The following is a 20,201-nucleotide window of genomic DNA, read 5'->3' as shown; positions in this document are numbered from 1 at the left end:
CTTAATTTCCTTTTATTGATTTTTCTAAACTATATGCACCATCTAAAACAGTTTGTTCCGCCCACGCTTTGCCTATGAGCTGGGCTGAGATATTTAGTCCATTATCATCTTTTGCGACTGGAACAGTTATGGCAGGAAGTCCTGCTAAATTTACCCCTATAGTATAAATATCGCTAAGATAAGCTTTTAACGGATCACTTAACTCGCCAAATTTATAAGCAACGCTTGGAGCAACAGGCATAAACATAAGGTCTGATTCGCTTAAGATCCCCTCATATTCGCGTTTTATAAACGCTCTTGCTTTTTGAGCTTTTATATAATAAGCATCATAATATCCGCTTGATAAAACAAATGTTCCAAGAAGCATTCTTCTTTGCACTTCTGCGCCAAAACCCTCACCTCTGGTTTTTGCGTACATTTCACCTAAGTTTTTGCACTCTGCCCTGCGTCCATATCTCACGCCATCATAACGGCTTAAATTTGCGCTAGCTTCTGCTGTAGCTATGATATAGTAAGCAGCTATATCATATTTTGAATTTGAAAGATCTTTATAGATTATTTTATGTCCGCTATTTTTTAGCTTTTCAATGGTTAAATTCAGAGCTTTTTTTACGTCGTCGCTTGCTTCATCGATATAGTTTTTAATAACTGCTATAGTTAGTTTTTTGTTCGCATCTAACTTATCTGCAGTACTTATAACTTCTAATTTTGAACTCGTGCTATCTTTTGGATCGTGTCCTGCGATGATATCATAAAGCAATGCGGCGTCTTCAACGCAGCTTGTTATAGGTCCTATCTGATCTAAGCTACTTGAGTAAGCGCCTAGTCCAAATCTACTAACTCTTCCATAAGTTGGTTTAAACCCAACGCAACCACAAAACGCTGCTGGTTGGCGTATGCTTCCGCCAGTATCACTACCTAAAGCGGCGATAGCGATATTTGACGCAACTGCTGCAGCGCTTCCACCACTACTACCACCAGGAACCCTTGAGTTGTCCAAAGGATTTAACGTTTTACCATAAAAGCTGCTTTCAGTAGTACTTCCCATAGCAAACTCGTCCATATTTGTTCTACCAAACGGAGCAAGTCCAGCTTTTAAAAGTTTATCTATAACAGTTGCGTTATAAGGCGCTACGTATCCTTGAAGTATTTTTGAACAACTTGTTATACTCCAGCCTTTAACTTGAATATTATCTTTTATAGCGATAGGAATACCTGCGTACTCATCGCCTATCTCGGTGCTAGTAAGTTGCTCTATATAAGCACCCAAATGTTTATTTGCTTTTATTTTCTCTTTTAGTTCTGCGCGTAAAGCCAAAATATCAGACGGGCTTAGTTTCAACGCTTCTTTTAAAGTTATCACTTATTCTCCTTAAATCTATTGACTAAAAAAATCCCTACAGCTACGATCAGTATCAAAACAAAAATAGTAGCCATGATCAGCTCATTTGAAGCCGGCGTATCAAACATTTTTTAAAACCTTTGAACATCTAGGGCACAAACAGTTTTCCTCTTTGGCGTCATACTTCCAGCATCTTGGACATTTATAACGAGATGCTTTTACTACCTTAAACTGCTCATTTCCTACTTCGAAAGTAGCCAAAGTCTCACCGTCTTCTATACTTTTAACAAAGCTTACCATATACCAGTCTATGACTTCATCAAGATCATTTGCAAGTATTTCATTTGAGCTAGTTTCTAGCATAACCTCAAGTGTTGATTTTATAATTTTTTCTTTTTTGAGCGTATCTACTATCTCATTAAATTTTTCCCTGCTAGCTAATAACAAGTTATCATCTATATCAAATTCATAATCCAAATCATCATAAACTATGTCAAAAACATCTCCAAAATCTTTTTTTATGATTTGCGGAGCAAATTCTATAGCCTCATCAACGCTGTAAGTTAGCGTAGGGGCTATGAGTGCAAAGACTCTTTTTGCGATGATAGCCATAGCAGATTGAGCCGAACGACGGCGAGCCGAGTCTTTATCATCACAGTAAAGTCTGTCTTTACAAATATCAAGATATATCCCACTAAGATCCGTACTTAAGAAATTAAGCAAGATATTAAATCCTTTTGAAAACTCGTAATTTCTAAAGCAAACCGATACTTCTTTGAAAGTCTTACTAGCTCTATTTAGTATCCACTTATCAAGCATTCCAAAATTTGTATATATATCATCTAAATCGCCGACGTTTGCTAGTAAAAATCTTATCGTATTTCTTATCTTTCTATATTGCTCACTAACTTGTTTTAGAATTTCATCGCTTATTTTAAGATCGCTTGAATAATCACTAAGCCCAACCCAAAGTCTTAAGATCTCTACGCCGTATTTTTTGGCTACGTCTGCTGGAGCTATGACGTTGCCTTTGCTTTTACTCATTTTATTTCCGTTTCCATCGACCGTAAAACCGTGAGTTAGTATGCTTTTATAAGGTGCTTTTTGATTTAACGCGCAGCTTAGTAAAAGTGAGCTTTGGAACCAACCTCTATGTTGATCACTTCCTTCAAGATACATATCTGCTTGATATCCACCACCATCGTAATCTCCGCTATTTAAAACCGCGTTCCACGTAGATCCACTATCAAACCAGACATCTAGTATATCACTAACTTTTTCTAAATTTGCAGGATTTAAATTTGAACCTTTTGGAAGAAGCTCTTCTATGCTTAAATCCCACCACGCATCAGCGCCTTTTTCGTCAAATATACTAGCGATATTGTCCAAAATTTCTGGATCAAATACCACTTCTTTTGTGGTTTTATCTCTAAAAAACGCTATAGGTACGCCCCAGTCTCTTTGGCGAGAAATACACCAATCAGGGCGATTTTCTATCATAGAGCTGATTCTTTTGATGCCTGCTTCTGGATAAAATTTAACTTGATTTAAAGCTTCAAGCGCCGTTTGTCTCAGTGTTTTACCGTTCAATTTTGGCTCGTCCATAGATATAAACCACTGTTTTGTAGCGCGGTAAATGACTGGTTTATGTGTTCTCCAGCAAAATGGATAACTATGCACAAATTTACTTACTTTCACGACCGCATCGCCTAAGATATCTAAAAGTCGTTCATTTGCTTTAAATATATGAAGTCCTATAAACTCACCCAAAAGCTCTTCTGGTAGTAGCTTTTTGACTCTTAGAGTCTCGTCGTAAAGTCCTGCTTCATCAACGGGCATTATAACTTCGATATTGTATTTTAAGCTTGCAAAATAATCATCTTCGCCATGCCCAGGAGCAGTATGTACAAGCCCCGTACCGCCATCCATCAAAACATGCTCTCCAAGTATAAATTTAGAATATCTTCCGTTCAAAGGGTTTATCGCATTTAATCCCTCGAGCTCGATTGAAGCAAATTCTTTTATAATCTCACCTTTTATTATGCCTTGATTTATCAAAGTTTCTTTTAAAGGAAAAGCTATGATATAACCTTCTTTTGTTACTGCGTATTTTTCATTTGGATTTAAACTAATGGCTTGATTTGCTACTAAAGTCCAAGGGGTAGTCGTCCAGATGACAGCTTTTGCGCTACCCACGCCAAGTTTATCACACGCTTCTTTGCTTAGATCAAAAGCAACGTACAAGCTATAATCTTCTTTATCCTCATACTCTACTTCAGCTTCAGCAAGCGCACTTCTTGCTGCCCAGCTCCAAAATACAGGCTTACTTCTCTCTATAAGAAGTCCTTTTTTAGCCACTTCACAAAGCGTTCTATATATATTTGCTTCAAATTTATATTTCATGGTAAGATACGGTTCGTCCCAGTCACCAAGGACGCCCAAAGATTTAAACTCTTCTTTTTGGATCTTTACAAATTCGCTAGCCCAAGCGCGACATTCTTGCCTAATTTGCGATTTACTCATAGTCTTTTTTTTGTCGCCAAGCTTGACTTCGACTTGTTGCTCGATCGGTAGACCGTGACAATCCCAACCAGGAGTATATCTAACGCTATCACCGAAAAAATAATGGGTTTTTGTGATTATATCTTTTAAGATTTTATTTAGTGCATGACCTATGTGAAGATGACCGTTTGCGTATGGTGGGCCATCGTGAATATTAAAACTAGTGCTTGCTTTTTGCCTTTTGGCTTTCATCTTTTCATAAACTTTTTCTTCATCCCATTTCGCATAGCGTTTTGGTTCTTGTTCGCCTAAATTTCCACGCATAGCAAAATCCGTAGTAGGTAGTAGCAGTGTATCTTTGTAATCCATAATCTTAACCTCGAATTTTTTTAAATTTATGGATTCTATCCAAAATTTGATAAAAAAAAGATTTATTTATCGGCTTATGATACAATAATTTCATAAAATAATAAGGAGAAAAAATGATAAAAATTTGTCTCTTAATGATATTTTTTATATCAAATATCTTCTCGTTTGACGATCTTATAAAACAAAACGGAAACGCCATAAGTATAAACCCATTTAAAACAGATACATACATAGAAAACCAGTGGATAAAATCAGAGGATGTTAGCTTGCTAAGTCCGAATTTAAACCTTGATAAAAACGGTGCAAATTTAAACAATATAGATATTTTAAGCATAAACTCACTAAGTTTTGAAAACAGATATTTAAGCGGCATCAAGCTAAACTTGGGCAGCAAACTAGATAAAAACGAAAACAAAAAAGACTACATCGCAAATAACGATCTAAGTTTACAGTATCAAACTTCCATAGTGGATTTCATTATAAAAACTCAGCTAAATGCAAATTATAATCTCAAAGAACAAGAAGCCGTGCTGTATCCAAATTTGGATATAAGCAGAGAAATTTTATATAATACGAAATTTGGTACAATAATAAAATCAAAAAATGATGAGCAAGAAATCAGTCCGTATATAGACTGGTCTTTGAATAAAAATTTAAATATAAATATAATGTATTCAAAGCCAAATGATGAGTCACAAAACACGTATATGAATTTTACAATAAAATACTAGGAGCAAAATATGAAACATATCATCTTGATAGTCGGGGAAGAATTGCAGATAAATAAGCCGTTTTTAGACTACGTTTTTCGCAAATACGAAAACTATTTCGGTGAGCTAGGTATGATATCATACGCCGGTGGTGGTGACAAAGAGCTCCCATTTTACATAGAAAATATTTCTAAAAATTACGAATGCATAACGATCATAGCAAATGACAGCAACTTTTATACATTAAGCAAGATCCTAGCAACTCTTAGCGTAGATACTATAGAGCTAAAAGAAGATACTCTCATCCCATCACGTGCCATAAATTACGCCAAAAACAGCTTTTTGCTCACTTTAAACACCGCTTCTATAAATCTCATAAAAGCTACGCCTACAAAAGAGCTTCCTAGTTTTTTACAAAACACCAAACAAGACTCGAAGTTTTTTCATATACTAGGTGTCGATAAAGAAAGTGCAAAGATACTCTTAGAGCCATTATCTACCACTTACAACGTGAATATCAGTCTTACCGAGCTTTTACCCGGTCTTACTTATGCTAAAGTAAGCGCAAACAGATACGGACAGATAGACGGATTTTTAGAAAGCGCTTCAAATTTATTTACCGGTAAAATGATAAACGAAAAAGATATAGTTGTATTTGTAGCAAAAAAACTCATACAAAAGAACTTAAAAATAACATTTGCAGAGTCTTGCACCTCTGGACTTTGCGCGGCTAAACTTGGATCCGTGAGCGGAGTAAGCTCTGTGTTTGATGGCTCAGTAGTAACATACGCAAATAGCATAAAACATAGCTGGATAGACGTAAGCGATGAAGTTTTGCAAAACTTTGGCGCAGTAAGTGATGAATGCGTAAGACAGATGGTCTTAGGAGCCATAAAGCTTTGTAGCTGCGATTTTGCTATAGCTATCAGCGGTATAGCAGGACCTGATGGCGGAAGCGAGCAAAAGCCAGTAGGAACCGTATATATTGCGGTGACGAACAAAAACGGAGAAATTTATACTCAAAGACTAAGCTTAAGTGGCGATAGAGACTACATCAGAGAGCAAAGCGCCTTGCACGCTTACACTTTGCTTTTAAGAAGCTATCCAAGCTTGCTTGAGTAATTATGAATGTAAGGATAGAAATCCGCATATAATAGCTAAGTTCTTCAAACAGTTTGCGCCGGAATTTACGTAAATTTATGCTATGGATCTACCAGTCGATACGTTGCTGTCTTTTGCCTTTTTGTTTTTCATTTGTACTTTTGCCATCATAGTCTTCTCCTATGCCCATAACTTGTCCGGCTTTTCCAGTACCAAACCATGCAGTGTTAGGGGCAAATTCAACATAAAAGGTATCTTTTGCAGGAGTATCTTCGATCGGATATAGCCAAGTAGCGATAGTATCTGTTTCTTTACCATCTTTAACAAGATATGAAGTGAATTTTATGTTTTTCCGAACAAAGGCAGTTGGATTATACGTAAGCTCGACTTGTCCCCATCCATCTTTGGTTTCTTTATCGTCAATTTTACTGATAACGGCACTGACGTCGTTGTCTTCAGGCTTGTATTTGGTTTTTATGATATTGTCATCTACAAATTTGCTTATATAAAATCCTTGATTACCTGGCACATTGCTCCTATCATCCATTTCGCCTATCATTTTTATTATGATATTTTTATAAATATCTTTATCTTCTTCAGACGCGACTACGCCATTTATACACTCATCATCGCAAAATACGCTGTAATAAGCAGTAGCAGTCGCTTCAGTACCAGATTTTCGTTTCTCTTCGTCTATCGAAACATCAGGAATGATAAGCGAACCGTAAAAAAAGTTACCCGTTTTATCATTATCGTTTTTTATATCATCTACTTTTATAGTGATCTTATCATTTTGTGTAAGATTTTCTACCTTAGATATGTCTCCGCTAAATTCACCTGGATTTTTGATGTCAATATCGCTTGTTTTTACGATGATAGGATTTATGCCTTTATCTGTTTTGTCAATAGACATCTTTACTTGAGTAAGCGATTTACCTTCTAAAAAAGTGTTTTCATCTATCCAAAATACTTTGTCATTATCTTCAGTAGGAAATTTGATAGCTATATATGCGTTTTCATCTTTATTTTCATCTTTATTTTCATGTTTTAGACCGTAAAACTTTATATCTCTACTATTCGATTTTTTATCTTCTAAACTAAATTTAATACTTTTAGCATAGCAGTTTTTAGAATACAGCTTTGGTAGAGTTCCATCAGCCAAGCGAGCCTCAATGCTCAAATTTAAAGTAGCAGCCATGGATATATTATTATAGTCCGTTTTGCTTAGTGCATATGACTCACCGTTTTTTGATAAATACGTCAATCCGATATTGTTTTTATCATCATTGTGATAATTTAAGATATCTCGCGAAACGAAATTTATGCTTGATGGTATAAACGTATGAAATCCTACATTTTCTAACTGGACATTGCAACCTATTTTTCCGTTTGTAGTTTTTGATGAAGAACTACCAGATATGCAATCATCTTGCTCTTCGTCAATAATAGTTGTTTTATTGTCTGTTATACTTATTTTTGTATGTCCTATGTCTGGATATACAAAATAACAAGATTCATTGTTTATATTATCTTGACTGAATTCTTTTTCATTTTCTGAGTCATATTCGCATTTTGTGTATATAGTGCCAATACCTTCACTAAATTTAATCCACACGTTTTCTAAACTGTTTGGCTCCATCTTTTGCAGGGTTTTTATTCCATTTTCATCGTAGTAGTAAGTGCAAAACTCATCTTCATTTTTTGTTCTATTTGCACTTCTATCAAATTCCAAATGTTGATCTTTTAAAATAACATTATAATCATCTATCACTCTGTCTTCATTATCTAAAGCCTCTACAAACACGAAATCATTTCTATCACCGGCTTGCGGATAATACTTTTTCCCGCCTATCAGACTATCTTTTTTATTAAAACTAGCTCTTTTGTTAAACTTAGCTGGTCTAGCAGCAAATGTATCTGATTTAAATGATTTTTCTAAATCAACTCTTACCATAAAATATAAATTTGAGTAATCTATCGACTTTTTCTTAGAATTATCTACGCTAAATTTATTATCAAGATTTATAATCTTCAAGCTATCATCTTTTTTATTATTTAGATTATTTATATCATCTTTACTTAAATCTATCTTTTCTATAGCATCATTTAATGCATCGCCGCTTGTTTTAGAATGTAATGTGATGCTTATAGAGGCTATATCTCTTTCGATAAGATCCCTATTAAAATTTGTTATAAGCTTGACATTAAAAGGTTTTTTAACGATTTGAGTATATAAATTTTCGCTATCACCGTCTTTATTAAATTGATCATTTACTATTAGAAATCCATTCTTGCCCAAAGAAGATTTTCGATCATCCGGTTCTACTGTAATCTCAGCTTCAAATTTAAATTTTTTATATTTATCTGACTGAGGATTTGATGCCTCAAAAATAATATTTACAGTATCATCTTTAGGCAGATATGCTATCCCATTTTCAAATTTAGCATATCCTCCTACTTCTACATTATTTAGCATTCTATTGAAGCATAATCCGCCTCTTTCTTTTTTATCATAGTTAGTTACATTGCTTTTTATAAATTTAAACCATATATTTCTGATATCCGTTTCGCCTTTGATAGTATCAAAATACCTATTATTATATTCATATACTTTCGTGATTTTTACAGAAATTTTACTTGCAAAACCTGTTTTAATACGCAAAGATAATTGATCCCAATGATTAATACCGTGTTGCGTATTTATATTATCGCCCACTAACTTAAATTTATATGCACCTACGTTATTTAGCACTATAATATCTTCCTTATCTGTTCCGAAAGAATTTATATTTTTAGTTCCATTTGTTTGCTCTACGCTACTTTTGCCTTCATCGTTATTGCACCAAACGCCACCATAAAGCTCTATGCCAAACAAAACGCAGGTCACAAATATAAATATTTTTTTCATTATAAGCCTTTTTAAGTAGTAAATAATTGTATGCTAATTTATCTTAAATTGCTATAAATAGGGTAAAATTTGCTTATTTTATTAAAAAATGCCAAACTAAAAAATCAGAGCCAAAAGAGTTACAAAGAGCACTGGCAAAGTAACTAAAATACCAAATTTACTATACTCCCAAAATCCTATTTTTACACCTTTTTTCTCTAAAACATGCAACCATAAAAGAGTTGCCAAACTACCAAAAGGTGTCATTTTTGGACCTAAATTTGAACCTATAATATTTGCGTAAGCTAGAGTTTCATTAGCGCCATAAAGCGATATATTCATTATCATATTTGTAGGTAGATTATTCATAATTGCAGACATCGCAGCACTTAAAAACCCAGTCGTCATAACAGCGTAAAACTCGCCATGTAATGCAGCTTTTGATATCAAATTTGCTATATACTCACTCATTCCGCCGTTTTTCAAACCATAAACAACGATATAAAGTCCTATGCTAAACCAAACTATCTGCCAAGGAGCGTTTTTGATGATCTTGCTAGCTTTGATGACTTTGGTATGTGAGCTTACAATAAGAAGTAAAACGCCACCACTCAAAGCAAATAAACTCACCGGAAGTCCGTATATATCTCCTACAAAGTATCCACAAAGCAGAATTGCTATAAAAAACCATGAAAACTTAAAAATACTTATGTCTTTGATGACGCTATTAGGATCTTTTAGCAAATTTGTATTTATCTTTGGCGGGATATCTTTTCTAAGAACTATCCATAAAACAACTATAGAAGCCGCAGTGCTTACAACATAAGCAAGAGCCATATTTGCAAAGTACTGACTAAATCCTATCTTAAAATAATTTGCGGTTATTATGTTTGTCAAATTTGAAAACACAAAAGGCAAAGACGCGCTATCGCTTATAAAACCACCAGCTAGTAGAAAAGCTATCATAGTTTTGATTTTTAGCTGAAGTATTTTCATCTTGGCTAAAAGTATAGGCGTGAGTATCAGTACGGCGCCATCATTTGCAAATAGAGCTGAAACTACAGAACCAAACAAAAGAACATACACGAACATCAAATGGCCGTTTTGTTTTGAAAGCTTAGATAAATGAAGTGCGCACCACTCGAAAAATCCTATCTCATCTAGGATCATAGACATAATGATAATGCCTACAAGAGTTAGCGTCGCGTCCCAAACTACGCTTAAAACTACTAAAGTATCATCAAAACTAACCACGCCTAAAAAGAGACTTACCAAAGCTCCCATTACAGCACTAGTTCCTATCTTTAATCCAAATGGCCTAAAGATAATAAGCAAAAGAGTAATGATAAATATAAAACCGGCTATTAGCATACTAATGATTTAAAATTTAACGCAGTTCTTACCAGCTTCTTTTGCTTTATAGACTTGATCATCTGCTCTTTTTATTAGATCTTCTACGCCTTGCATTTTAGGATCGCTTGAGGCTACGCCGATACTTGCACTACCGCTCCAAAACCCGCCATCAATAGAAACGTTAAGCTTTTTTATCTCTTTTAAGATATTATTTGCTACTTTTATAGCGCCTTGTAAAAACGTGTGTGGGCATATTATCAAAAACTCGTCTCCGCCAAGCCTACAAACTATATCATCGTTTCTTACAGAATCTTTTAGCGTTACAGCTACAGTTTTTAAGACGATATCGCCACAATCATGACCGTAATTATCATTTACTTCTTTAAAATGATCCAGATCTATCATCAAAACAGCGATAGAATCCGTAAATTTACAAGTAGAATACCAAAGCATATTTAGAGCATCCATAGCATAACGTCTATTTTTTAGCTCAGTTAGTTGATCTGTAGTAGATAAATACTCAAGATGTCTATTTGCCTCCATAAGCTCGGTCGTTCTTTCTTCTACTTTTTGTTCCAAATTTTTCTTAAGAGACAAAAGCTCTTTATTTCTTCTAGATAATGTATTTAGCATATTATTTAAAGCATTAACAAGAGGCTGGGTTTCGTTTGATTCGTGAATTTGATCAACCATCTCAAAGGCTTGCTTTGCACTATATCCTTGATTCATAAGCTCTATCTGTTTTGCCATTTTCTTATCTTGACCCAGTATATGAAAAGCAAGCCAATTTATAAGAAAATCGATCATATCCTTAAGATTTTTTTTATAATCTTTGCTATCTAAAAACTCATTATATAGTGTTTCAACTTCTTGCAAAAACATCTTGTGATTGTACGCGTGTTCTCTGATAAAATCTGGATATAATTTGCTTTCGATCATTATGCTTTCTTCATCACCAAAATGATACTTTGCATAATCAAAAAGTTTGTTAAAAACAGAAGAGATATCGGCTATCTCTAAAGCTTCTTGATTGGAAATTTTTAAGATAAGTTCATTTATGAGTTCTACTAAATGCACATGCTCTTCATCGACTAAAGGTATGTTTGTTTCAAAGTCTTTATTCCAAACAAATAGTGTAGACTCAGCATATTTCATTTTAATACGCCACCCCCCCCCTCATTCCTTTTTTAACGCAAAAATCAAAACATAGTAATTTTATTCAAATATCACATAAAATATACTTAAATGATAAAAAATAAAAACGGCAATATTTTACTTAAAATATAAATAATCATTTGTTTATTTTTTATCCATTTCATTTTTACATGAAATCATGCAAAATAATTAACATAAAGCGGAATTCCACTTGACAAAGATAATTAATTTTTGTATAATTTCACTTCATTTTTAAAAAAGATTACTTTGCAATTTTTATTACTTTAAGTAACATTTTAAATTTATTTTGTCTCGCTAGCTCAGTCGGTAGAGCATCTCCCTTTTAAGGAGGGGGCCGTTGGTTCGAATCCAACGCGGGACACCACTTGGTCGCTTAGCTCAGTTGGTAGAGCGCCACCCTTACAAGGTGGATGTCATAAGTTCGAGTCTTATAGCGACCACCATTTTTTAGGTGCGGCGGTAGTTCAGCTGGTTAGAATATCGGCCTGTCACGCCGGAGGTCACGGGTTCGAGCCCCGTTCGCCGCGCCATTTACGTTGTCTCGCTAGCTCAGTCGGTAGAGCATCTCCCTTTTAAGGAGGGGGTCGTTGGTTCGAATCCAACGCGGGACACCACTTTTTTATTTATCAATCAGGGTTTTGACCCTTTCGTCTAGTTGGCCCAGGACGTCACATTCTCTGTGTGAAAACGTGAGTTCAAATCTTACAAGGGTCGCCATTTTATAAGCTCTTGGTCGCTTAGCTCAGTTGGTAGAGCGCCACCCTTACAAGGTGGATGTCATAAGTTCGAGTCTTATAGCGACCACCATTTTAGGTGCGGCGATAGTTCAGCTGGTTAGAATATCGGCCTGTCACGCCGGAGGTCGCGGGTTCGAGCCCCGTTCGCCGCGCCATTTTTTTATTTTTAATAGATAAACGCCTCGTTAGCTCAGTTGGTAGAGCATGTCACTCTTAATGATGGGGTCGTAGGTTCGAGCCCTACACGGGGCACCATATTTTATTTTTTTAGGCCCCTTCGTCTAGCGGTTAGGACACCAGCCTCTCACGTTGGTAACACGAGTTCGAGTCTCGTAGGGGTCACCATTTATGCCGTTCACAAATAACAATCAATATCTATTTAAAAGATTTCGTATGATCAACCTACCCAACCCTCTTTTTATATAAAAATTCTTAGATGGTATACGAGAAGTTATAACAAGCATCTTTCCCTACTCCTTTAAGCTATCTACTTTATCATTTATATCTTTCTTAATTTTAACTTTTTTATCTTTGATCTCTTTTTTATTTTTACTGTTTTCTTTATTTATCTCTTTGTTCTTATTGTTCTTAAGCTCTTTTATTTTATCTGAGTTCTTTTTTATATCTTTTGTTTTATTATTTGCTTTTGTTTTTAAATTTGATAGGTCAGTATTACCCGAAGTAGTAAGATCAGCTTTTATAGCTTCATATCTTTTATCCCCTATACCTTTTATGTTTTTGATATCTTCTATGCTGTTAAACTTGTTTTTAGATCTATACTCTATGATAGCATTAGCTTTAGCTTCTCCTATTCCTGGAAGCTCCATAAGCTCTTCTTTAGTAGCAGTATTTAAATTTACTGCAGCGTAAGTTAAACTAGCAAGTAAAGCTATTAAACCAAATAATCTCATCTTAACCCCTTTTTAATGTAATATAGTGGATTATATGATATCAATCTAAAAATAAAACTTAAATATAATTCAAACATGATAAAAATTATATAAGAGAGTATAATGGTAACACAGTTCAATGATTTAATACCTTTGCCCCCCTAAATTCAAACCATACTATAAAATAAATTTATTTGAATAAAAAATTTATGATTTTGAGATACTCATAATAACCTAAAAATAATTATAATAGTATAATTTATAATAACCATAAATATTTTTAAATCTTTATAATAATTTGGAAGAATTGTTATGTTTTAAAGAATACCCATAATAATTTAAAAAGGTTTGCAATATTTATAATAATTTAAAAGAATTCGCAAATATTTAAAAACTCTTTATAAAAATATTAAAAGTTTTACTAACTTAATCTTAAATATTATAAAGATATCTTTATAGTAAAGTAGTCAAAGAAACTACTTTTAAAAGAATTACATTAATTATAAATTGGTACTATTTTATTAGAAATATTTAATAGTAACGAGTTTTATATATTTATAAATTTAGATACATAGTAATGTATAAATACCATAAGATATTTATACACAGTATTTAAAGATGCTTTTATACTTAGTACTTACTTTATAGGTTTTATTAGATGTGGGGTAAATGTTTTACATTTATCAGGTGTATTTTTATCTATTTTCATATTGCGATATAGAGCCTTGATCTAAGCTAAGAATAATCATTTATAAGCATAAATTTATAAATGATAGATACGAGAGTTTTTTAGTTTAAAGTCATAAACAAGTATACATAATATTTATCTACTTTAACGCTTGAAAGCAGTATTAATAGGTATAAATCAATCTAATGATTAATACCATTGCATTTACAGCTAAATTATAATCTAGCTGTTTGATTTATAATAAGCTAAAAAAGTATATAAATTTGCATATTTTACGTATTATTTATGGAGTTAGTTTGTTTTATAGCAGATATCTATAGAACAGTTTATCTAAGCTATGTTTATTCAATTATCTACAGTATTTGTTTTACTAAGACTATAATAGTTATTTATTGCACACAATATTATAAAAGATAAAATAAGTAAAGATACTTTAAAAAAAGTGATATAAATTTAGTAGCTTAGATATGTAAATAAAACTTTTAATAATAAGTTTAATTAATATTAATTAGCTATGTGGGAATTGATTTAAATGAAATAAGAGTTAAAACATAAACACAAAGCCCGCAGCGACCTACTTTTCCACATCCCAGTAAGGGAGAGTATCATCGGCCATGATGAGCTTAGCTTCTTGGTTCGAGATGGAGCAAGGCGTTTCCTCATCTGTATAGCCACGGGCAGTGTTAAATAAAAGAATAAAAATAGTTTAACTATTCTCTTATTTAACACTGTTGTGTTATTTATCGTTAAAGTCTTTTTGGTTTTAATTGCAGTAAAACATGTTCTTTGTAAGGTATTTATATCCTTAACAAGGAAGTGATGCTTATATAAAGATAAGCAAACGAGCTATTAGTACTGGTCAGCTAAAGGACTTTCATCCATTACACACCCAGCCTATCAAACTAGTAGTCTACTAGAGCTCTTAAAAGAAGATTCATCTTGGAGTTGGCTTCGAGCTTAGATGCTTTCAGCTCTTATCACATCCCGGCTTAGCTACCCAGCGATGCTCTTGGCAGAACAACTGGTACACCAGTGGCCAGTTCGACCCGGTCCTCTCGTACTAGGGTCAACTCTCCTCAATCTTCTTACGCCCACGGCAGATAGGGACCGAACTGTCTCACGACGTTCTGAACCCAGCTCGCGTACCGCTTTAAATGGCGAACAGCCATACCCTTGGGACCTGCTCCAGCCCCAGGATGCGATGAGCCGACATCGAGGTGCCAAACCTCCCCGTCGATGTGAGCTCTTGGGGGAGATCAGCCTGTTATCCCCGGGGTACCTTTTATCCTTTGAGCGATGGCCCTTCCACACAGAACCACCGGATCACTAAGACCGACTTTCGTCTCTGCTTGACGTGTATGTCTCGCAGTTAAGCTGGCTTATGCCTTTATACTCTACGAACGATTTCCAACCGTTCTGAGCCAACCTTTGTAAGCCTCCGTTACATTTTGGGAGGCGACCGCCCCAGTCAAACTACCCACCAGACATTGTCCTACCTAAGGATAACTTAGGCTAGTTAGCTACCCGAATAAAGAAGAGTGGTATCTCAACAATGGCTCACCATAAACCAGGGTCTATGGATCAAAGCCTCCCACCTATCCTGCGCATCTTTATCCAAGTAGCAGTGTCAAGCTGTAGTAAAGGTCCACGGGGTCTTTCCGTCTTGCCGCGGGTAGGAGGAATTTTCACCTCCACTACAATTTCACTGGATCCCTCTTTGAGACAGCTCCCATCTCGTTACGCCATTCATGCAGGTCGGTATTTAACCGACAAGGAATTTCGCTACCTTAGGACCGTTATAGTTACGGCCGCCGTTTACTCGGGCTTCGATCAAATGCTTCGCATAGCTAACATCATCAATTAACCTTCGAGCACCGGGCAGGCGTCACACCCTATACATCCTCTTACGAGTTAGCAGAGTGCTGTGTTTATGGTAAACAGTCGGGAGGGACTCTTTGTTGTAACCTTCTTTGCTTTGGGAGTAAATCTTAATACAAAGTTAGGCACACCTTATACCGAAGATACGGTGCTATTTTGCAGAGTTCCTTAAAGAGAGTTCTTCCACGCGCCTTAGAATACTCATCCCACCCACCTGTGTCGGTTTACGGTACGGGCAATTATTACTAAACTTAGAAACTTTTCTTGGCTCGATAGTATCATGGATTCTCAATCTACTCCGAAGAGCGTCATGAGCCTTTTAGGTCTCGGATAAAGAGTTACGGATTTGCCTATAACTCAACCTACACCCTTAGACTAGCACTTCCATCCGCTAGCTCCACTAACTTTAAGCGTCCTTCCATCGCACATAATAATTGGTATTGGAATATTAACCAATTTTCCATCGCATACCCCTTTCGGACTTTGCTTAGGACCCGACTAACCCTACGATGACGAGCATCGCGTAGGAAACCTTGGGTTTTCGGCGTCTAGGATTCTCACCTAGATTATCGCTACTCATGCCTGCATGCTCACTTCTATCCGCTCCAGCACTCCTTACCGGTATACCTTCAACGCTGAATAGAACGCTCTCCTACCACTTAGTTAAAAACTAAGTCTAAAGCTTCGGTACTCATTTTAGCCCCGTTATATTTTCCGCGCAGAATCACTAGACCAGTGAGCTATTACGCTTTCTTTAAAGGATGGCTGCTTCTAAGCCAACCTCCTGGTTGTTTAAGTAACTCCACATCGTTTTCCACTTAAATGAGATTTAGGGACCTTAGCTGTTAGTCTGGGTTGTTCCCCTCTTGACGACGGATTTTATCACTCGCCGCCTGACTGCTGTGATTACACTTTGCGCATTCGGAGTTTGATAGGGTTTGGTACATTGGTGTATGCCCTAGCCCATTCAGTGCTCTACCTCACAAAGTTACTACACAACGCTATACCTAAATATATTTCGGAGAGAACCAGCTATCACGATGTTTGATTGGCCTTTCACCCCTATCCACAAGTCATCAGGAGCCTTTTCAACGGCCGTCTGTTCGGTCCTCCACTGGCTCTTACACCAGTTTCAACCTGCTCATGGATAGATCACATCGTTTCGGGTCTGCAGCATCTGACTATACGCCCTATTAAGACTCGCTTTCGCTACGGCTCCGGGTTTCCTTAACCTCGCCAGACACCACAACTCGCAGGCTCATTATGCAAAAGGCAGTCCATCACACGTCATAAAGAATCGTGCTCTGAATGATTGTAAGCAAATGGTTTCAGGTTCTATTTCACTCTGATCACCTCAGTTCTTTTCACCTTTCCCTCACGGTACTTGTGCACTATCGGTCTAGTAGTAGTATTTAGGGTTGGAGAGTGGTCTCCCCAGCTTCAGACAGGATTTCACGTGTCCCGCCCTACTCAGGATACTGCTAAGTATGAACGCACTTTCATATACGGGACTATCACCCTCTATGGTCAACCTTTCCAGGTTATTCTATTAGTTAGTTCAAGTCTATGTTGCAGTCCTACAACCCCGTTAGTAAACTAACGGTTTGCCCTCTTACGCGTTCGCTCGCCGCTACTAGCGTAATCTCTTTTGATTTCTTTTCCTGTTGGTACTAAGATGTTTCAATTCCCAACGTTAGCTCCGCATTGCGGTAGTATATATCACTATATACTGGGTTGCCCCATTCAGAAATTCCCGGATCAAAGCCCCTTGACGGCTCCCCGAGACTTATCGCAGCCTGGCACGTCTTTCATCGCCTCTACTAGCCAAGGCATCCACCATTTGCTCTTAGTAGCTTACCTTTTTTAGTTCGCATCTGAGCAAAGCTCAGATTTACGACAAACTTTAAAAAAGTTTGAACAAACTAAAGTCCCTACAAGTAGGGTTACCCTATGATTGCTATCAAACTAATTAAAAATTATCGTTACGAATTTTATATTTTTGTTTAGATTATTATTCTAATTTGCATCACTTCCTTGTTAAAGATAAAAATAAATAACTAATCTTTCTAAAAGAAAATCTTTTATAAAAATATAGGTATTAAATTTACAATGTTTAAATATTGACTTATAAGACGGAAAGCATTAACCATCATTAAGTAAGTTTTAGAACTTAATAGATTATGATGTTAAACTTAATAGTTAATATGTTTAGTTATTGGGATAACAGATTGTTTAATTAACTATTTGCTAAAGTAGTCTCTATTTAAAGCTTTAACAAGTCCTGTAAAATTGTTTTATTTTATTAAAACTTGATTGTGACTTTAACAATGATATTTTAAATAACTTTTAGACTAAAGTCTAATTAGAAAGTTTAGATATTAAATCAAGCTCTCTAATTAGAGTTTAGAATATAATATAAATTTAAACTATGGTGGAGAATAGCGGGATCGAACCGCTGACCTCCTGCGTGCAAAGCAGGCGCTCTCCCAGCTGAGCTAATTCCCCCCTTGTCAATCTCTCAAACCTAAACAAGCGTGATTGAGCTATCGTATCTTTCTTTTACTAGTAGTTGTGAGACGTACTAGTATTGTACTCTAGAAAGGAGGTGATCCAACCGCAGGTTCTCCTACGGTTACCTTGTTACGACTTCACCCCAGTCGCTGATTCCACTGTGGGCGGTAGCTAATTTAGCATTCCGACTTCGAGTGAAATCAACTCCCATGGTGTGACGGGCGGTGAGTACAAGACCCGGGAACGTATTCACCGTAGCATGGCTGATCTACGATTACTAGCGATTCCGGCTTCATGCTCTCGAGTTGCAGAGAACAATCCGAACTGGGACATATTTTATAGATTTGCTCCATCTCGCGATATTGCGTCTCATTGTATATGCCATTGTAGCACGTGTGTCGCCCTGGGCATAAGGGCCATGATGACTTGACGTCGTCCACACCTTCCTCCTCCTTACGAAGGCAGTCTATTTAGAGTGCTCAGCCGAACTGTTAGCAACTAAATACGTGGGTTGCGCTCGTTGCGGGACTTAACCCAACATCTCACGACACGAGCTGACGACAGCCGTGCAGCACCTGTCACTAATTTCTTGTAAACAAGCACTATCTTATCTCTAAGATGTTATTAGGATATCAAGCCCAGGTAAGGTTCTTCGCGTATCTTCGAATTAAACCACATGCTCCACCGCTTGTGCGGGTCCCCGTCTATTCCTTTGAGTTTTAATCTTGCGACCGTACTCCCCAGGCGGTATACTTAATCCGTTAGGTGCATTACTGCCGTGACTAGCACAGCAACAACTAGTATACATCGTTTAGGGCGTGGACTACCAGGGTATCTAATCCTGTTTGCTCCCCACGCTTTCACGCATTAGCGTCAGTTGAGTTCCAGCAGATCGCCTTCGCAATGGGTATTCCTGGTGATCTCTACGGATTTTACCCCTACACCACCAATTCCATCTGCCTCTCCCTCACTCTAGATTATCAGTTTCTCAAGCAGTTTAACAGTTGAGCTGTTAGATTTCACAAAAGACTTGATAATCCGCCTACGCGTCCTTTACGCCCAGTGATTCCGAGTAACGCTTGCACCCTCCGTATTACCGCGGCTGCTGGCACGGAGTTAGCCGGTGCTTATTCGTTGGGTACCGTCATGGTTCTTCCCCAACAAAAGGAGTTTACGCTCCGAAAAGTGTCATCCTCCACGCGGCGTTGCTGCTTCAGGGTTTCCCCCATTGAGCAATATTCCCTACTGCTGCCTCCCGTAGGAGTCTGGACCGTGTCTCAGTTCCAGTGTGACTGATCATCCTCTCAGACCAGTTATGCGTCATAGCCTTGGTAAGCCATTACCTTACCAACTAGCTGATACAATATAGTCTCATCCTACACCGAAAAAACTTTCCCAACTTAACTTATGTTAAGAAGGAGTATGGAGTATTAGCAGTCATTTCTAACTGTTGTCCTCCAGTGTAGGGCAGATTAACTATACATTACTCACCCGTGCGCCACTAAGTATTAAAAGAGCAAGCTCTCTTAATACTCCGTTCGACTTGCATGTATTAGGCACGCCGCCAGCGTTCACTCTGAGCCAGGATCAAACTCTCCATAAAAGTTGAATAAATAATTATTCGTATTATGAAGTTTTTAATCTAAAAAACTTTTTAATGTTTTTATATATTAAAAAGTATAAAGATAATATAATTATTTTATACTAATAGAACTAACTTTAAAAGTAGTTCTGGCTCAATCGATCACTTGTTTAGATTTCAAAGATTGACTTTAAAAAATAGTTTAACATTTATAATTTTAAAAAACATCGAAAATAAAAAAATGATTTCTAACTAGAAGAGTTAAAAGGTGTTTCTCATTTCGTGAGCTGGAATTATACAAGAGTGAAGCTTAAATACAGATTAAATATACTGAACAATTGATGAGAAGTTTTTTAGGTTTTTTATTGGGGGGGGATGTCAAAATATGTTAATTAATGTAAGGCTATACTTTCTTTTATGATAATAGATATCATTTTATAATATAAATTTAAGTCAAATTTGGTTACTATTTGAA

8 protein-coding genes, 10 tRNA genes and 3 rRNA genes are annotated in these 20,201 nt (G+C 36.2%); 11 read left to right on the top strand and 10 right to left on the bottom strand.

Going from position 1 to position 20,201, the window contains the following annotated elements; translation table 11 throughout:
• Window position 1 precedes the first annotated feature (1 nt).
• The gene (gene gatA, locus CHHT_RS02670; protein ID WP_034962596.1) at window positions 2-1,363 is read right to left on the bottom strand and encodes an Asp-tRNA(Asn)/Glu-tRNA(Gln) amidotransferase subunit GatA; all 1,362 of its coding nucleotides are present in this window, start codon (window positions 1,361-1,363) and stop codon (window positions 2-4) included.
• Window positions 1,364-1,462: 99 nt separating this feature from the next.
• Entirely contained in the window at window positions 1,463-4,213 is a 2,751-nt protein-coding gene (ileS, locus tag CHHT_RS02665; protein ID WP_034962595.1) for an isoleucine--tRNA ligase, read from the bottom strand.
• A 113-nt stretch (window positions 4,214-4,326) separates the two neighbouring features.
• On the opposite strand from ileS, the gene CHHT_RS02660 reads away from it, so the two are divergent.
• Together CHHT_RS02660 and CHHT_RS02655 are read left to right on the top strand one after the other, a co-directional pair.
• Complete coding sequence (locus CHHT_RS02660; RefSeq protein WP_051663746.1) at window positions 4,327-4,944, top strand: hypothetical protein; 618 nt, start codon at window positions 4,327-4,329, stop codon at window positions 4,942-4,944.
• Window positions 4,945-4,953: 9 nt separating this feature from the next.
• Window positions 4,954-6,045, top strand: coding sequence for a CinA family protein (locus tag CHHT_RS02655; protein ID WP_034962594.1), 1,092 nt, complete (start codon window positions 4,954-4,956; stop codon window positions 6,043-6,045).
• Between the two features lie 88 nt (window positions 6,046-6,133).
• Here CHHT_RS02655 and CHHT_RS02650 read toward each other — a convergent pair whose 3' ends face one another.
• The 3 genes from CHHT_RS02650 to CHHT_RS02640 form a co-directional block, all read right to left on the bottom strand.
• On the bottom strand, window positions 6,134-8,932 hold the full coding sequence (locus CHHT_RS02650; RefSeq protein ID WP_034962593.1) for a hypothetical protein: 2,799 nt from the start codon (window positions 8,930-8,932) through the stop codon (window positions 6,134-6,136).
• Between the two features lie 96 nt (window positions 8,933-9,028).
• Window positions 9,029-10,282 (bottom strand): arsenic transporter, encoded by a 1,254-nt coding sequence (locus CHHT_RS02645; protein WP_034962592.1) that lies wholly within the window; start codon window positions 10,280-10,282, stop codon window positions 9,029-9,031.
• Between the two features lie 9 nt (window positions 10,283-10,291).
• Window positions 10,292-11,419 carry a GGDEF domain-containing protein gene (locus tag CHHT_RS02640; protein ID WP_034962591.1) on the bottom strand — a complete coding sequence of 376 codons (1,128 nt, stop codon included), beginning with the start codon at window positions 11,417-11,419 and terminating at the stop codon, window positions 10,292-10,294.
• A gap of 309 nt (window positions 11,420-11,728) precedes the next feature.
• On the opposite strand from CHHT_RS02640, the gene CHHT_RS02635 reads away from it, so the two are divergent.
• From CHHT_RS02635 to CHHT_RS02595, 9 genes are all read left to right on the top strand, one after another.
• Window positions 11,729-11,804, top strand: a tRNA-Lys gene (locus CHHT_RS02635).
• Between the two features lie 3 nt (window positions 11,805-11,807).
• A tRNA-Val gene (locus CHHT_RS02630) sits at window positions 11,808-11,883 on the top strand.
• A 10-nt stretch (window positions 11,884-11,893) separates the two neighbouring features.
• Window positions 11,894-11,970: transfer RNA gene (locus CHHT_RS02625), tRNA-Asp, on the top strand.
• 8 nt (window positions 11,971-11,978) lie between these two features.
• Window positions 11,979-12,054, top strand: a tRNA-Lys gene (locus CHHT_RS02620).
• 26 nt (window positions 12,055-12,080) lie between these two features.
• Window positions 12,081-12,157 (top strand) — tRNA-Glu (locus CHHT_RS02615).
• Between the two features lie 14 nt (window positions 12,158-12,171).
• Window positions 12,172-12,247, top strand: a tRNA-Val gene (locus CHHT_RS02610).
• Window positions 12,248-12,255: 8 nt separating this feature from the next.
• Window positions 12,256-12,332, top strand: a tRNA-Asp gene (locus tag CHHT_RS02605).
• Between the two features lie 24 nt (window positions 12,333-12,356).
• Window positions 12,357-12,432 (top strand) — tRNA-Lys (locus CHHT_RS02600).
• A gap of 15 nt (window positions 12,433-12,447) precedes the next feature.
• Window positions 12,448-12,522 (top strand) — tRNA-Glu (locus tag CHHT_RS02595).
• 125 nt (window positions 12,523-12,647) lie between these two features.
• Here CHHT_RS02595 and CHHT_RS09390 read toward each other — a convergent pair.
• The 5 genes from CHHT_RS09390 to CHHT_RS02570 form a co-directional block, all read right to left on the bottom strand.
• Complete coding sequence (locus tag CHHT_RS09390; protein ID WP_051663812.1) at window positions 12,648-13,088, bottom strand: ComEA family DNA-binding protein; 441 nt, start codon at window positions 13,086-13,088, stop codon at window positions 12,648-12,650.
• 1,228 nt (window positions 13,089-14,316) lie between these two features.
• Window positions 14,317-14,434, bottom strand: a 5S ribosomal RNA gene (gene rrf / locus CHHT_RS02585).
• Between the two features lie 150 nt (window positions 14,435-14,584).
• Window positions 14,585-17,493: ribosomal RNA gene (locus tag CHHT_RS02580) — 23S ribosomal RNA — on the bottom strand.
• A 569-nt stretch (window positions 17,494-18,062) separates the two neighbouring features.
• Window positions 18,063-18,138, bottom strand: a tRNA-Ala gene (locus CHHT_RS02575).
• Window positions 18,139-18,231: 93 nt separating this feature from the next.
• Window positions 18,232-19,747, bottom strand: a 16S ribosomal RNA gene (locus tag CHHT_RS02570).
• Together the 16S, 23S and 5S rRNA genes with 1 tRNA gene alongside form the textbook arrangement of a ribosomal RNA operon.
• Window positions 19,748-20,201: the final 454 nt, after the last annotated feature.

The organism is Campylobacter hyointestinalis subsp. hyointestinalis (assembly GCF_013372145.1).
GTDB lineage: Bacteria > Campylobacterota > Campylobacteria > Campylobacterales > Campylobacteraceae > Campylobacter > Campylobacter hyointestinalis.
This window is presented reverse-complemented; position numbering and strand designations above follow the sequence as displayed.

Excerpts from the sequence above, each read along its gene's own strand:
- CHHT_RS02645 (WP_034962592.1), bottom strand. The coding sequence starts at position 10,282 with ATGCTAATAGCCGGTTTTATATTTATCATTACTCTTTTGCTTATTATC.
- ileS (WP_034962595.1), bottom strand. The coding sequence starts at position 4,213 with ATGGATTACAAAGATACACTGCTACTACCTACTACGGATTTTGCTATG.
- CHHT_RS02640 (WP_034962591.1), bottom strand. The coding sequence starts at position 11,419 with ATGAAATATGCTGAGTCTACACTATTTGTTTGGAATAAAGACTTTGAA.
- CHHT_RS02660 (WP_051663746.1), top strand. The coding sequence starts at position 4,327 with ATGATAAAAATTTGTCTCTTAATGATATTTTTTATATCAAATATCTTC.
- CHHT_RS09390 (WP_051663812.1), bottom strand. The coding sequence starts at position 13,088 with ATGAGATTATTTGGTTTAATAGCTTTACTTGCTAGTTTAACTTACGCT.
- CHHT_RS02650 (WP_034962593.1), bottom strand. The coding sequence starts at position 8,932 with ATGAAAAAAATATTTATATTTGTGACCTGCGTTTTGTTTGGCATAGAG.
- CHHT_RS02655 (WP_034962594.1), top strand. The coding sequence starts at position 4,954 with ATGAAACATATCATCTTGATAGTCGGGGAAGAATTGCAGATAAATAAG.